The sequence below is a fragment of the Caballeronia insecticola genome, assembly GCF_000402035.1.
Classification (GTDB): Bacteria; Pseudomonadota; Gammaproteobacteria; order Burkholderiales; family Burkholderiaceae; genus Caballeronia; species Caballeronia insecticola.
In genome coordinates, this window is record NC_021287.1 from 1629684 (window position 1) to 1645192 (window position 15509).

13 protein-coding genes are annotated in these 15509 nt (G+C 63.3%); 1 reads left to right on the plus strand and 12 read right to left on the minus strand.

The genetic code is table 11. The annotated features are described in order from the left end of the window. Positions 1-12 precede the first annotated feature (12 nt). Both BRPE64_RS07515 and BRPE64_RS07520 read right to left on the minus strand, forming a co-directional pair. Positions 13-234: a DUF465 domain-containing protein gene (locus BRPE64_RS07515; protein WP_173405438.1), complete on the minus strand. Its 222-nt coding sequence runs from the start codon at positions 232-234 to the stop codon at positions 13-15. A 54-nt stretch (positions 235-288) separates the two neighbouring features. Further along, on the minus strand, positions 289-1104 hold the full coding sequence (locus BRPE64_RS07520; protein ID WP_016345481.1) for a flotillin family protein: 816 nt from the start codon (positions 1102-1104) through the stop codon (positions 289-291). A gap of 310 nt (positions 1105-1414) precedes the next feature. On the opposite strand from BRPE64_RS07520, the gene BRPE64_RS07525 reads away from it, so the two are divergent. After that, positions 1415-3775: a Tex family protein gene (locus BRPE64_RS07525; protein WP_044041354.1), complete on the plus strand. Its 2361-nt coding sequence runs from the start codon at positions 1415-1417 to the stop codon at positions 3773-3775. Positions 3776-3855: 80 nt separating this feature from the next. Here BRPE64_RS07525 and BRPE64_RS07530 read toward each other — a convergent pair whose 3' ends face one another. The 10 genes from BRPE64_RS07530 to der form a co-directional block, all read right to left on the minus strand. Then, positions 3856-5748, minus strand: coding sequence for a potassium transporter Kup (locus tag BRPE64_RS07530; protein WP_044041356.1), 1893 nt, complete (start codon positions 5746-5748; stop codon positions 3856-3858). A gap of 271 nt (positions 5749-6019) precedes the next feature. Next, on the minus strand, positions 6020-6580 hold the full coding sequence (locus BRPE64_RS07535) for a phosphoribosyltransferase (protein WP_016345484.1): 561 nt from the start codon (positions 6578-6580) through the stop codon (positions 6020-6022). A 101-nt stretch (positions 6581-6681) separates the two neighbouring features. Beyond that, positions 6682-8028, minus strand: a complete 1347-nt coding sequence (locus BRPE64_RS07540) for an adenylosuccinate synthase (protein WP_044041358.1) — start codon at positions 8026-8028, stop codon at positions 6682-6684. Positions 8029-8191: 163 nt separating this feature from the next. After that, positions 8192-9343 carry an ATP phosphoribosyltransferase regulatory subunit gene (locus tag BRPE64_RS07545; protein WP_016345486.1) on the minus strand — a complete coding sequence of 384 codons (1152 nt, stop codon included), beginning with the start codon at positions 9341-9343 and terminating at the stop codon, positions 8192-8194. Between the two features lie 126 nt (positions 9344-9469). Then, the gene (locus BRPE64_RS07550; RefSeq protein ID WP_044041360.1) at positions 9470-9661 is read right to left on the minus strand and encodes a DUF2065 domain-containing protein; all 192 of its coding nucleotides are present in this window, start codon (positions 9659-9661) and stop codon (positions 9470-9472) included. Between the two features lie 51 nt (positions 9662-9712). Then, positions 9713-10615, minus strand: a complete 903-nt coding sequence (hflC, locus tag BRPE64_RS07555) for a protease modulator HflC (protein ID WP_016345488.1) — start codon at positions 10613-10615, stop codon at positions 9713-9715. An 11-nt stretch (positions 10616-10626) separates the two neighbouring features. Next, on the minus strand, positions 10627-12027 hold the full coding sequence (hflK, locus tag BRPE64_RS07560; protein WP_016345489.1) for an FtsH protease activity modulator HflK: 1401 nt from the start codon (positions 12025-12027) through the stop codon (positions 10627-10629). Positions 12028-12086: 59 nt separating this feature from the next. Then, entirely contained in the window at positions 12087-13355 is a 1269-nt protein-coding gene (gene hflX, locus BRPE64_RS07565) for a GTPase HflX (RefSeq protein ID WP_016345490.1), read from the minus strand. Positions 13356-13442: 87 nt separating this feature from the next. Next, a complete protein-coding gene (hfq, locus tag BRPE64_RS07570) occupies positions 13443-13679 on the minus strand; it encodes an RNA chaperone Hfq (protein ID WP_006999489.1) in 237 nt (78 codons plus the stop codon). Between the two features lie 185 nt (positions 13680-13864). Then, on the minus strand, positions 13865-15205 hold the full coding sequence (gene der / locus BRPE64_RS07575) for a ribosome biogenesis GTPase Der (protein WP_044041362.1): 1341 nt from the start codon (positions 15203-15205) through the stop codon (positions 13865-13867). Positions 15206-15509 lie beyond the last annotated feature (304 nt).

Genomic DNA, 15509 nt, shown 5'->3' on the forward strand with positions numbered 1-15509 from the left:
GGGCGCGCGGGCTCAGTGCGCGTCCGAGTCCAGCTGCAATTGCAGCAGGAGTATGGTGTCCTTCACCTTGAGCTTGCGCTTCTTCAAGCGTCTCAACTCCAGGTCGTCGATGCCGGACAGCTTGTCGATCAGCGTGTCCAGACTGTGATGCTCTTCCTGCAATTGCCCGATGCGATCGCGGAGTAAAGCGGCATCCACGGCGGGTTGACGGGGTGCGTTCAAGCGCTGCTGCATGCTCGCCTCCTTTCATCCTCTTCGCTCGGGCCCGGCGCGCCAAGCCCGATTGCCCTACTTGGCGGGTTGCTGCTGTTGCTGCTGTTGCTTGATCTGTTCCTGGCGCTGCTGTTCCTGCTGGGCCTGCTGCGCCTTTTCCTGCTGCTTGCGCGCGGCTTCCTTCTGACGCGCCTCGACTTCGGCGCGATGCTGCGCGGCTTCCTGCTGTTTCTGCTCGTAGCGCTGCGCCTTGAGCTCGCGTTCTTGCGCGTCCTGCACACCGCGTGCGCGCGCTTCGTCGAGCTGCTTCTGGTAGTCCGCCTGCTTGCGATCGTACGCTGCCTGATTGGCCGCGCGCTGCGGCGCCTCGGCGTTACGCTGGGCCGCGGCGACTGCGTTCTGGCGCTGCTTGTCCTCGAAGGCCTGCTGACTCGACTTTTCGTTCGCCGCGCGCTGCGGCGCTTCGGCCTCATATTGCGCCTGCTTGATCGCGGCCTGCTGATCGCGCTGCTTGGCCCGTTCGGCGCGCTGTTCGTCGTCGAGTGCCAGTTGATCGTGACGGATCTGCTGACGCGACTCGCGCATTTCGTTGCGCGCGTTGTCGAGACAGTGATTCACGAAGAACTTGCTGTAGCAGTCGTGCTGCTTCACGCCGAAGCGATAGTCGTTTTCCGCAGTGCGCTGGTCCAGCACCTTCTGACGTTGCGCGTATTCGGCTTTCAGCGCGTCGTCGGCGCGATTGGCGCTATCGGCGGGCGATGCGGAATCGTCGAGTGGACGCGCCGTCACTGACGTGCCGGAATCGATCGGCTTGGCCGATTGTGCCCATGCGTGTTCCGGTGCAAACGCGCTCAGCGCGCACAGCATCGAAACAGTCGCGGCGATCGGCACGAGACGCGCGCCGGCGAAGAGATGAGCCGGGCTACGAGACCAGGCGCTGGAAAGGCGGAAGTTGGGCAAATGAATGAACGGCAACGTGATAAAGAATCAGATGCGCAGCGGCTTTTGCGATGCCCAAATTCTATCACCGCGCGCCGGAGCGCTTCGCCATTTATGGCAAAATGCCCGGCTTCAGCAACCCGGTCCGAACCAAGGCTCGTCACACGGTCACACCGCATTGCGAAAAGCGGCGGCGCCTCGCGCACGCGCATCGACGCACGCGGCACGACCGACGCCTGCGAGCCGCAGACAGCGCAGAAACATGACGGAAATCGTAGCACTCAAGATCGTACAGCGCATCGCCACCGAACTCACCGTGCAGCCGCGCCAGGTCGCCGCCGCCGTGCAGCTTCTCGATGAAGGCTCGACTGTCCCGTTCATCGCCCGGTATCGCAAGGAAGTGACCGGCAATCTCGACGACACGCAATTGCGCACGCTCGAAGAGCGTCTGCTCTATCTACGCGAACTGGAAGACCGCCGCGCCACGATCCTCGCGAGCATCGACGAGCAAGGCAAGCTCAGCGCCGAATTGCGCGGCGCTATCGAAGGCGCGGACAGCAAGCAGGTGCTCGAAGACCTCTATCTGCCGTACAAGCCCAAGCGCCGCACGCGCGCGCAGATCGCCCGCGAAGCCGGCCTCGAGCCGCTCGCACAGGCGCTGCTCGCCGATCCGACGCTCGATCCGCAAGCCGAAGCCGCAAAATTCGTCGATGCCGAAAAAGGTGTCGCCGATACCAAAGCCGCTCTCGACGGCGCGCGCGACATCCTCTCCGAGCAGTTCGGCGAAACGGCCGAAATTCTCGGCAAGCTGCGCGAGCATCTGTTCGGTCAGGGGCTCGTGATGTCGAGCGTGGTCGACGGCAAGCAAGGCGAGGAAGGCGAGAAATTCCGCGACTACTACGACTACAGCGAGACGATCCGCACGGTGCCGTCGCATCGCGCGCTCGCGCTGTTCCGTGGACGCAACGCCGGCGTGCTGAGCGTGAAGCTCGGCCTCGGCGAAGAACTCGACGCGCAGATTCCGCACCCGTGCGAAGCGATGATCGCGCAGCACGTCGGCGTCTCCAATCGCGGGCGCGCGGCCGACAAGTGGCTCTCCGACGTCTGCCGCTGGTGCTGGCGCGTGAAGGTGCAGCCGCATATCGAAAACGAACTGCTCACGCAGTTGCGCGAAGAAGCCGAGCATGAAGCGATTCGCGTGTTCGCGCGCAATCTGAAGGACTTGCTCCTCGCCGCGCCCGCGGGCCCGAAGGCCGTGATCGGTCTCGATCCGGGCTTGCGCACGGGCGTGAAGGTCGCGGTCGTCGACCGGACCGGCAAGGTGCTCGCCACCGACACCATCTATCCGCACGAGCCGCGTCGCGACTGGGACGGCTCGATCGCCAAGCTCGCGCGCATCGCGCACGCGACGCAGGCCGAACTCATCTCCATCGGCAACGGCACGGCATCGCGCGAAACCGACAAGCTCGCGAGCGAACTCATCGCGAAGCATCCCGATCTGAAGCTGCAGAAGATCGTCGTGTCGGAAGCGGGTGCGTCGGTGTATTCGGCGTCGGAACTTGCAGCGAAGGAGTTTCCGGAGCTTGACGTTTCGCTGCGCGGCGCGGTGTCGATCGCGCGGCGTCTGCAGGACCCGCTCGCGGAACTCGTCAAGATCGAGCCCAAGGCGATCGGCGTCGGTCAATATCAGCACGACGTGAATCAGCGCGAACTCGCGCGTTCGCTCGATGCGGTCGTCGAGGATTGCGTGAACGCCGTCGGCGTCGATGCGAACACGGCGTCCGTCGCCCTGCTCGCCCGCGTGTCGGGACTGAACGCGACGCTCGCGCGCAATATCGTCGATTATCGCGATGCCAACGGGCCGTTTCCGTCGCGCGAGCATCTGAAGAAGGTGCCGCGTCTGGGCGACAAAACCTTCGAGCAAGCTGCGGGCTTCCTGCGCATCAACAATGGCGAGAATCCGCTCGATCGCTCGTCGGTGCACCCGGAAGCGTATCCGGTCGTCGAGCGCATTCTCGCGAAGATCAAAAAGCATATCGGCGATGTGCTCGGCCGCCGCGAAGCGCTGACGGGTCTTTCGCCGAACGAATTCGTCGACGAGCGTTTCGGCCTGCCGACCGTGCGCGATATTCTCGGCGAACTCGAAAAGCCCGGCCGCGATCCGCGCCCCGAATTCAAGACGGCGACGTTCAAGGAAGGCATCGAGAAGATTTCGGATCTCGTGCCGGGCATGGTCCTCGAAGGCGTCGTGACGAACGTTGCGGCGTTCGGCGCGTTCGTCGATATCGGCGTGCATCAGGACGGCCTCGTGCACGTCTCGGCACTGTCGACGAAGTTCATCAAGGACCCGCACGAAGTCGTGAAGGCCGGGCAGATCGTCAAGGTGAAGGTGCTGGAAACCGACGCGAAGCGCCAGCGCATCTCGCTGACGATGCGTCTCGACGACGACCTCCCCGCCGCCTCAGCCGACGGCAGCGCGGGCGCACCGCGCGGTGGCCAGGAGCGCCGTTCGGGCGGCGGCCGCGATGGTCGAGACGGCCGAGACAATCGCGGCGGCAATCAGCGCCGCGAACAGGAACCGTCAAGCGCCATGGCCGCGGCGTTCGCAAAACTGAAACGCTGAAGTCGTACGCTGCAAACAAAAACCCCACGTTTTCACGTGGGGTTTCTTTTTTTACGTCTCGTCGAGCGAGTCAGCCAGCGTCAGATCTCGATCTTCGTCCCGAGCTCGACCACGCGATTGGCCGGAATACTAAAGAAGTCGGTCGGCTTCGCCGCGTTCTGGTGCATCCACGCGAACACGCGCTCGCGCCACACCGACATGCCCGGCAACTCCGTCGGCACAACCGTCTCGCGCGCCATGAAGAACGAGGTGTCCATCAGCTCGAAGGTCATCGCGTGCGTGCGCGTGATCTGTTCGAGCACGGCCTTCACATCGGGCGTTTCGTTGAAGCCGTACGCGGCCTTCACGAGGAACAGACCGCCGCCGATATCCTTCACTTCGAGCCGATGCGCGTCGTCCACATACGGGATGTCGCGCGTGAGGAAGTTGAGGAAAATCGTGCGCTCGTGCAGCACCTTGTTGTGCTTCAGGTTGTGCAGCAGACTCACGGGCACGAGCGAATCGCTGCCGGTGAGATAGATCGCCGTGCCCGATACGCGATGCGGCGGATGCGCGAGCAAGCCCTGCAGGAACGGCATCAGCGGAATGCCGTCCGCAGCGGTGCGATCCTTCACGATCATGCGACCCTTGTACCACGTCATCAGCAGGAAGAAGAGCGCCCCGCCGATGCACAGCGGCAGCCAGCCGCCCTGCTCGACCTTCAGCAGACTCGCGCCGAAAAAGCCGATATCGATCATCAGGAACACCGCGATCATCCCGCCGACCAGCCAGCGATTCCAGCCCCACAGGTTCACCATCACCACGGAGACGAGAATGGTGGTCGTGAGCATGGTCGCGGTCACGGCGAGACCGTAGGCGGCCGCCAGATTTTCCGAGCTCTTGAAGCCCACCACAATGCACAGGATGATGAACAGCAGCATCCAGTTGACGAGCGGAATATAGATCTGCCCGATCGCCAGTTCCGACGTATGCAGGATCTTCATGCGCGGCACGTAGCCAAGCTGGATCGCCTGGCTCGTCAGCGAATACGCGCCCGAGATGACGGCTTGCGAAGCAATCACGGTCGCAACCGTCGAGAGGATCACGAGCGGCAGCAAGGCCCAGTCGGGCGCGAGCAGGAAGAACGGATTCTCGATGGCCTGCGGCGAGTGCATCAGCAGCGCGCCCTGACCGAAATAGTTCAGCAGCAGCGAGGGCATCACGAAGCCATACCAGCCGTAGCGGATCGGCTTCGCACCGAAGTGACCCATGTCCGCATACAGCGCTTCCGCCCCGGTCAGCACGAGCACGACCGAGCCGAGCACGATATACGCCTGTACGACGTGCTGCGCCATGAATGAAAAGGCGTAATACGGATTGAGCGCGACGATGATGCGCGGCTCCATCACGATATGCGCGACGCCGAGCACCGCGAGCGTCGCGAACCACACGACCATGATCGGGCCGAAGAGCTTGCCGACCACCGCCGTGCCGTGGCGCTGAATCCAGAACAGCGCGATGAGGATCACGATCGTGATCGGCAGCACGTAGGGTGTGAGCTTGGGCGCGGCGATCTCGAGACCTTCGACCGCCGAGAGCACGGACATCGCGGGCGTGATGACCGCATCGCCATAGAACATGCATGCGCCGAAGATGCCGAGCATCATGAGCACGCCCGAAACCTTGCCCGCCCCGCCCACGCTGCGCAGCGCGAGCGTGGTCATCGCGAACACGCCGCCTTCGCCGTTGTTGTCGGCGCGCATGACGAACAGCACGTATTTGACGGCCACCACCATGACGATCGCCCAGAACAGCAAGGAGATGACGCCGAGAATCGACGCTTCCGACAAGCCGATGCCGTGCGACGGGCTAAAGGCTTCCTTCAAAGAATAGAGTGGACTCGTGCCGATGTCGCCGAAAACGACGCCGATAGCTGCGAGCGCAAGCGAATGCATGGGCTGTTTATGCTCGTGCGCGTGAGTCGAGTTAGTCATAAAAGCGAAATATCCGTCCAGGGCGGAAAAAAAACGAACGCCATTCTATCTAACGTCTCACGTTGGGTCGCCTTCTCGCATGTTGCTCGAATGCCACGCGTGACCCGAGTGGGAGTGTAGCATCGCGTCCGGTACGCGTCGGCGCGAGTGCCGGTGTCATGCGTTTGCGCCGCCATCCAACCTGAGTGGCCGCGAAAAACAAAACGCCGTTGCACCCGGCGCAAAGCCGGACGAACGGCGTATGTCTTGCGACGCGTTCAGGCCGCGATCATCATCCGCGCGCGTTTTGCGTGCCGCGCTTGATCCAGGCGCCGAGGTTGTGCGGACGCACCGTGTCCCATTCTTCGAACGGCTGATGAATCCACGGGTTCGTTTCAAGATGCTGAACGTGGTAATCGGGCGTCACCTTGGAGCACCCTTTGTACCAGAGCACCGCAGAGCGCACCGCCGTGATTCCCGGATAACGCTCCTTCAGATGCTCCTGCACGCGCGCGAGCGTCACGCCGGAATCGACGAGATCGTCCACCAGCAGAACGTTGCCGGAGAGGTCGCCGCGCGTCATCGTGATGTATTGCGCGATGTCGAGCTCGCCCTGCTCCGTGCCCGCGGCTTCGCGATACGAACTCGTCGCGAGAATGGCGAGCGGCAGGTCGTAGATACGCGACAGCTGATCGCCGACGCGCAGCCCGCCGCGTGCGAGACACAGGATCTTGTCGAACTTCCACCCCGACTCATGCACTTTCAGCGCGAGGAGTTCGATCAGCCGGTGGTATTCATCCCAGCCGACCCAGAGGTTCTTGTCGTCGTTGCGCGGGTCCGTCATCGCGATCATGGTGAGGCTCTTTCAAATGCTTAGGTTATATACGAAATGTGGCCGCAGGAGGCGGCCACATTCTTTACAGCGTCCGGTTCAGGTCGAAGCTCGATTCGAGCTCAGACCTTGAACGGATGGCGCAACAGGATGGTTTCGTCGCGGTCGGGACCGGTCGACACCATGTCGATCGGCACGCCAGCCACTTCCTGCACGCGCGTCAGATAGGCGCGCGCGCTTTCGGGCAGGCCGTCCCATTGCGTAATGCCGATGGTGCTTTCCTTCCAGCCGCCGAAGGTTTCGTACACCGGCTCGCAACGCGTTACTTCCGACGCGCCGCGCGGCAAAATGTCAACCATCTTTCCATCGAGCTTGTAGCCGACACACAATTTCACTTCGTCCAGGCCGTCGAGCACGTCGAGCTTCGTGATGCACAGGCCCGAAATGCCGTTGATCTGGATCGAGCGGCGCAGCGCGGCGGCGTCGAGCCAACCGGTGCGGCGCGGACGGCCGGTGACCGAGCCGAATTCCTTGCCGACGGTCGCGAGCGTGACGCCCACTTGTTCCTGGCGCTGCGGGTTGTCCGCGTCGTACAGTTCGCTCGGGAACGGGCCCGAACCGACACGCGTGCAATACGCCTTGGTGATGCCGAGGATGTAGTTGAGCCGCTGCGGACCGATGCCCGCGCCGGTGGTCGCCGCACCCGCGACGCAGTTGCTCGACGTCACATACGGATACGTGCCGTGATCGATGTCGAGCAGCGTGCCCTGCGCGCCTTCGAACAGCAGATTGCGGCCAGCGTGGTTTTCGTCGTAGAGACGGCGGGAGACGTCGGTGACCATCGGGGCTAGGCGCGGCGCGTAGCCGAGCATGGTGTCGAGCGTCTGTTGATAGTCCACTTCCGCGGCGCCGAGATACTTCGTCAGCACGAAATTGTGGAAGTCGAGCACTTCGCGCAGGCGTTCGGAGAAGACCGGCTCGTCGAACAGGTCCTGCACGCGCAGGCCGCGACGCCCCACCTTGTCTTCGTACGCCGGGCCGATACCGCGACCGGTCGTGCCGATCTTGCCCGCGCCGCGCCGGGCTTCGCGCGCCTGATCGATTGCGACGTGATAGGGAAGAATGAGCGTGGTGGCTTCGGAAATGAATAGACGCTTCTGGACGTCGATGCCTGCCGACTCCAGTTCGTCGATTTCCTTGAACAGCGCTTCCGGCGACAACACGACGCCATTGCCGATGTAACAGGCCGTGCCCGCGCGCATGATGCCCGACGGAATGAGGCGCAGAATGGTTTTCTTGCCGCCGATGATGAGCGTGTGGCCGGCGTTATGGCCGCCCTGGAAACGCACGACGCCCTGGGCGTGGTCCGTCAGCCAGTCGACGATCTTGCCTTTGCCCTCATCACCCCACTGGGTGCCCACCACGACGACGTTGCGCCCCGGGTTCACATTCACTGCACTGGCAGACATGTTGATTCGTTAGCTGGTTAAAAACGTATTTTACCTATGTTCGCGAAAGGTTCCGAGTTTTTCGGGCCGCGTTTCGCGTTTCCGTCACGTTCGCGCGATTGGTATCGACTAATAAAAAGCCTTGCCGATCAAGCGTCTGTATGTGCGTCTGTATGCGACGGGCTCAGGCGCGCGGCTCGACCGTCCACGCGCCGTCACGCTCGACCAGCACGCGGTCGAACGCGAATTCGTCCAGATCGTGATCGTGGCCGGGCAGCGCCTGAATCACCACTTCGCCCGCGTCGCGCAGCGAAAGGATCGCGGCACGCAGTGGCTCGTCGTGTTTCCACGGCGCGAGGATCGCGCTGCCGCGCGCATCCACCGGCGAAATGCGCGCCACTTCGCGCAGATCGAGCGAAAAGCCCGTCGCGGGCCGCGCACGACCGTACGCAAGACCCACGTCGTCGTAACGGCCGCCGCGCGCGACGGCATTCGGCACGCCGTCGACATACGCCGAGAACATCACGCCGCTGTGATAGGCGTAGCCACGCAGATCCGCGAGATCGATCATCAGTTCGGCGCCTTCGACCTTGCCCGCGAGGAAGGCGAGATCGTCGAGCGCGCGGGCGATCACCGGCAGATTCGGCAGACGGCCGCGCGCCATTTGCAGCACCGACGCATCGCCGTACAGCGACGGCAGCGCGCGCAGCGCCTCCCGCGGCACCTGCCCGAGATGCGCGGTCAGTTCGTTCAGGCGCGGCACGTCCTTGCTCGCGAGAGCATCGTAGAGCGCCTCGCCGAGCGACGCCGCGGCCGGTTCGAGTTCCAGCAGCGCCGCGAGCACGCCCGCGTGGCACAAATCGAGACGCACTTTCCTGAGACCGGCCAGATGCAACGAATCGAGCATCAGTTGCTGGATTTCGAGGTCGGCCTCGAGGCCCGCGTGTCCGTAGATTTCCGCGCCGATCTGAATCTGCTCGCGCGTCGCGTGCAGGCCGCGCGGACGCGTGTGCAGCACGACGCCCGCATAACAAAGACGCGTGACGCCTTGCCGGTTCAGCAGATGCGCGTCGATGCGGGAAACTTGCGGCGTAATGTCCGCGCGCAGGCCGAGCGTGCGCCCGGACAGCTGATCGACGAGCTTGAAGGTGCGCAGATCGAGGTCGTTGCCGCCGCTCGTCAGCAGCGATTCGAGATATTCGAGCATCGGCGGCATCACGAGCTCGTAACCGTACGAACGGAAACGGTCGAGCAGGCGGCGGCGCAACTCTTCGATCTTGCGGGCTTCCGACGGCAGAACGTCGGCGATATTCTCGGGGAGTAACCAGGTGGACATCGATACGTTTCCTACGGGACGCGAGATCTGGCGCGGTTTCGCGCGGCGCTCGCGGACTTCAGCGGTCAGGGACGAAAGGATAAGGACAAGATAGGCGAAAAGACGGCGCGACGCCGGGCGACGCGCTTATGTCGCAACAAGCAGCAGGATCAGGCCGAGCACCATCGCGATCAGGCCGCCGATGCGAATGTGGTGAATCGGCCGCTCCGCGATGCGGCGAAAGGTATCGCGCCACGCGGTCGGGAACACGAAGGGAAACATGCCTTCAATGATCAGCATCAACGCAAGAGCGAGCAGTAACGTCTCGGCCATGTCCAGGGAAAGTCAAGAGCGGCGCGGCCGCATGAACGGCGCGCCGCGCGGGCGGGATCAGCGCTTCGCCGGGGCGGCAGCGGACGAATCCGCCACGCCGCCGTTCGGGCTCTTCATGAAGCGGAAAAAGTCGCTGCTCGGATCGACGACGATCACGTCGCCCGGCTTGAACGTCTTCTTATACGCTTCGAGGCTCTGATAGAACTGGTAGAACTGCGGATCGCGTCCGTACGCGTCGGCCGCTATGGCCGCTGCCTTGCTGTCTCCTTCGCCCTTGATGGTCTGCGCCTGGCTGTAAGCGTCGGCGAGAATCTGCTGCTGCTCCCGCTCGGCGTCCGCCTTGATCTTGTCCGCTTCCGCCGTGCCCTTGGCGCGTTCGTTCGACGCCGCCTGCTGGCGCGCCGCGATCATGCGCTTGTAGACCGAATCGGCCACGGCCGACGGAAAGTCGATGCGCGTCATCTGCAGGTCGACGAGCTGCACGCCGAACGCGGCAGCTGCGCCTTCGACGCTCTTCTGCGCCTCGCTCGCGAGCGTCTGCTGGTCGCCGAGCGCGTCGGCAAGCGAACGCTTCCAGAAGCCGCTGGCGAGCGCCGTGCGCGCGAGCGCGACGATGCGTTCCTCGGCCGTCTGCGTGTTCTTCTCGTTGCTCTCGAAGAGCTTGAGCGGATCGGCGACGCGATATTTGATCACCGTGTTCACCAGCAGTTCGTTCTTGTCGCTGGTGGCGAACCGGTCGGCGCCGGATTCGTCGATGGTGAGCGTGCGCGTGTCGATGAGCGTGAGCGTCTGGAACGGCGGCGGCAGCTTGAAGTGCAGGCCCGGGCCGGCAACGCGCGGGTTGCCTTCGCCATGAGCGGCGACAACGGCGGCATGTCTTTCGTCGACGGTGAAGATCATCGACGAGCCGATAAACAGCACGATGACGACCGCGACGACGAGCGCAATGATTCGATTCATGTTCGCGCTCCTTATTGCAGGTCTTCCGACCGGCTGCGGGAGCGGAACGCGTCACGCGAACGCAGCGGATCGCTGCCGGCATTCGCGCCGCTTGCACCACTGGCGGCACTTGCGCCACTCGCTGAGCTCGCCGGCGTGGCGGGCGCGGCTGCGGCAGGCGCCGTTGCACTCGCCGCGCTCTGCGGGCGCACCTGCGCCTCGGCCGGCGCGGCTGCGCTGCTTGCGCCTTCGGCTGCATCCTTCGCCTGCTGGCGATTCGCTTCGACGAGCTTGTCGAGCGGCAGATACACCACGTTGCTACCGGTCTTGCTGTCCACGAAAACCTTCGTGGTACGCGAATAGATCTGTTGCATCGTGTCCAGGTACATGCGTTGGCGAATGACCGCAGGGGCCTTCGAGTATTCGGTGTAAACCTGCTTGAAGCGCTCGGCGTCGCCCTGTGCCCGCGTCACTTCGCGGTTGCTGTAGGACGTGGCTTCGTCGATCATCTTGGCCGCGTCGGCCTTGGCGCGCGGCAGGAGCTGATCGGCGTAGGCCTGCGCGGTGTCGCGCGCGCGCTCGTTGTCCTGGCGCACGCGCGCCGCTTCTTCGAACGCGGACTGCACTTGCTGCGGCACCTGCACGCTCTGCACCGCGACGCCCGTCACCTGCAGACCGGTGCGGTACGTATCGAGCGAGCGCTGGATCGACTCGGCCAGGCGCGCACGCAGCGTGTCGCGATTCTTGTAGAGCATGTCGTCGGTCGTCTGGCTGCCCGCGATCTCGCGGACCGCGGCCTGCGCAGCCTGCATGACGCTCTGGTCGGGATCCAGATTGCGGAACAGGAAGTCGGTCGGCGACTTGATCTGATACTGCACGGCAAAGCGTACGTCGACGATATCGGCGTCGTGCGTCAGCAGCGACGCATCGCGCACGTTGCCTTGCGAGAGCGCGGTGCCGCGCCCCACTTCGACCGAACGGATCTGCGAGGTATCGACGATATCGTTCGACTGGAACGGATACGGCAGACGCCAGTGAATGCCCTGCGCGACCGTCTGACGATACTGGCCGAACTGCGACACCACGCCGACGTGACCGTCCTGCACGACGAACACGCCGCTGCCGAGATAAATGGCGATCAGCACGCCGATGATGATGCCGAGGCCGATCTTCGTGCCGCGCCCGTTGCCGTCACGCGGCGCGCCGTTGCCGGGCTTGCGCCCGAACATGCCGGCGAGGCGGCGATTGAACTCGCGCCACATTTCGTCGAGATCGGGCGGACCTTCATCCTTGCCGTTCGGACGCTTGCCGTCCTGCGGACGCTTGGTGTCGTTCTTCACGCCATTGCCGTCGCCCCGCCCCCAGCGCGGATCGTTGATCGAAAAGACGGCATGTTCGCGTTGCCGGTTGGACCGCTCGTTGTAGTCGTTCACTCGGTGATTCACCATTAGACAGCCGGGTCGATGCCGGGTGGAGGCCGGGCCAGAGCAGATCAGTTGCCGTGCTCGGGAACCTTGTGATCGTCACGTTCGAGCGCAGGCCGCTGGTCTCCGGACTGCGCGTTCGTGTCGTGTATGGCGTTTGACCCGGACTGCGTGGATTGCGTTGCTTCGGACGCCTCGTGCGGCTCCCCGAATTCGGCGAGCACACTGGGTAGGCCCGCATCGGTTTCTTCGGATTCCGCCGCGGCGATTTCGGCGATGGCAGCGCGCAGCGCATCGAGCCCCTGACCCGTGCGTGCACTCAGAAAGACGCGCGAAATATTACCATACTCGTCCCTTTCAACCGCCTCGCCGCGGGCCGCGAGTTCGGGCACCGCGTCGATCTTGTTGAAGACGAGAATCTGGCGGATCGAATCTGCGCCGATGCCGCGCAACACCTCGTTCACCTGATCGATCTGATCGAGGCGCACCGCGCTCGATGCGTCGACCACGTGCAGCAGCAAGTCGGCGTGAATGGTTTCCTCCAGCGTCGCGCGGAAGGCGGCGACCAGCTGGTGAGGCAATTCGCGGATGAAACCGACCGTATCCGACACGACCACATGCCCCGCTTCCTCGCCGAGGAACACGCGGCGCGAGGTGGTATCGAGCGTCGCGAAGAGCTGGTCGGCGGCATAGGCCTGCGCCTTGGTGAGCGCATTGAAGAGCGTCGACTTGCCCGCATTCGTATAGCCGACGAGCGACACCGACATGGTCCGGTTGCGCACGCGCTGACGGCGCTGCGTACCGTGCTGGCGCCGCAACTTTTCGAGCCGCGTCTTGAGCGCCTTGATGCGTTCGCCGATCAGCCGGCGGTCGGTTTCGAGCTGCGTTTCGCCCGGACCGCGCAAGCCGATCCCGCCCTTCTGGCGTTCGAGGTGAGTCCACGCGCGAATCAGGCGAGTGGACAGATATTGCAGTTGCGCGAGTTCGACCTGCAGCTTGCCTTCGTGGCTGCGGGCGCGCTGCGCGAAGATATCGAGGATGAGGCTCGTGCGATCGACCACGCGGCGGTTCAGCGCGACCTCGAGATTGCGCTGCTGCGCAGGCGCGAGCGCATGATTGAAGATGACGAGTTCGACGTCGTTCGCTTCGCACTGCAAACGCAGTTCCTCGACCTTGCCGCTGCCGATAAACATTTTGGCATCGGGACTCGAACGGCGGCCGGTGAGCGTGACGGCGGGATGGGCGCCCGCACTTTGTGCGAGCAGGCTGAGTTCTTCCAGACTGGCTTCGAAATCGATCTTGCCGAAGTCGATACCGACGAGCGCTGCGTTGATCAAATTGATGTGCTTAATTTTTTGAAGCGACCGGCGAGTTGCTTAATGTTCGCTTTAGAAGTGGCAACAGCGCGCCGGTCGCAACCGGGTTTAGGACGATTCAGCGTCCGGGTGGAAATTCACCGGACGGGCCGGCACGACCGTCGAAATGGCGTGCTTATAGACCATCTGGGTGACCGTATTTCGGAGCAACACGACGTACTGGTCGAAAGATTCGATGTTTCCTTGAAGCTTGATGCCGTTGACCAAATAGATCGACACCGGCACGTGCTCTTTACGCAGTGCGTTCAAAAACGGGTCTTGTAACAATTGCCCTTTGTTGCTCATAGCAAACTCCGTGTTTTTTTGCAGGTTAGAAGTATTGTGGATGAAGAAAAAGAGATCCGCCCACAATCGCTACACTATAGCTGATTTTCGCTGTTTTACGTTTTCGGTACCGGATCGGCCAAATGGGTAAACAATCGGTCCGCATTGAACTCGCAGTCCCCAAAAAAACAGCTTTCACGCGACGCTCATCCCTTGTCTGCGTACGGGTTTTGACTCGAGCGAAACTCTATGCGAAGTGGAGTTCCGACAAGCCCGAAAGTTTCGCGGAAACGACCTTCGAGATAACGTTTATAGGTATCCGTGACCGCGTCGAGCGCATTGCCGTGCACGACGATAATCGGCGGATTCTGCCCGCCCTGGTGCGCATAACGCAGCTTCGGGCGCACCGGTCCACGGCGGCGCGGCTGCTGAAATTCCACCGCTTCGATAAGCGCGCGCGTGAGCTTCGGCGTCGGCAGCTTGGCCATGGCAGCGGCGTACGCTTCGTCGACCGATTTCATCAGCGGTCCGATGCCCGTTTTCTCCAGCGCCGAGACGTAGTGGAATTTAGCAAAGTCCAAAAACTTGAGCTTGCGCGTGAGGTCCGCCTTGGTGCGCTCGCGCACATGCGAATCGAGCCCGTCCCACTTGTTCACGCCGACCACGAGCGCGCGGCCCTGCTCCACCACGAATCCGGCGATATGCGCGTCCTGCTCCGAGATGTCCTGCTGCGCGTCGAGCAGCAGGATCACGACGTTCGCGTCCGCAATCGACTGCAGCGTCTTCACCACCGAGAACTTCTCGATCGCCTCGAACACCTTGCCGCGGCGGCGCAGGCCCGCCGTGTCGATCAAGGTGTATTTGCGGCCTTGCCGCTCGAAATCAACATAAATCGAATCGCGCGTCGTGCCGGGCATGTCGAACGCGATCACGCGCTCTTCGCCGATCAGCGTGTTCACGAGCGTCGACTTGCCGACGTTCGGACGACCGACGATCGCGATCTTGACGCCGTGCTTCGCCTTCTCCTCTTCGCTCTCTTCCGGCTGATCGGCGTAGGCGATGTCGAGCGCGTCGTTGATCATCTCGACGACGCCGTCGCCGTGCGCAGCCGAAATCGCGCGCGGGTCGCCCAGGCCGAGCTCATAGAAGTCCGCCGCCACCGACGAGTACTTCATGCCCTCGGCCTTGTTGACGACCAGAAAGAGCGGACGGCCGGTCTTGCGCAGATAGTCGGCGATCGACTTGTCCTGCGGCGCCAGGCCGTTGCGCCCGTCGACGATGAACACGACGATATCGGCTTCCTCGACCGCCTGGCGCGTCTGTCGCGCCATCTCGTGCAGGATGCCGTCTTTCGCGACCGGCTCGAAGCCGCCGGTGTCCACCACCAGATACGGGCGTTCGCCGCCCACGCGGCCTTCGCCGTAGTGGCGGTCGCGGGTCAGACCGGGAAGATCGGCGACGAGTGCATCGCGCGAACGCGTCAGCCGGTTGAAAAGGGTCGATTTCCCCACATTGGGGCGCCCGACGAGGGCAATCACGGGTTTCATCTGATGTTGTTCAAGGTTGAACGCAAGGCGGACGCGGTACGCGCGGTTCAGAGCTTTCGTTGCGTTCCGCTACGCCGCGCAATGGCTGCGCTTGTCGAAAATTAGCATGGATTCGGCTTGCCGCACGCAAGGCGCGTCGGGCGGGCCGATCTCGGGCGTTCGTTCGCCGGTTGGACCTCTTTTGAGGCCGTTTATCGCGCGGCGCCTTCGCGCGCGCTTCGTTTTTGCGACCCGGCTATTGCATGCGGGTTCTGTCGCGGCGCGCGAGGCACACCGCTTCTTTCTCGTGCGGCTCGTCGGGGCG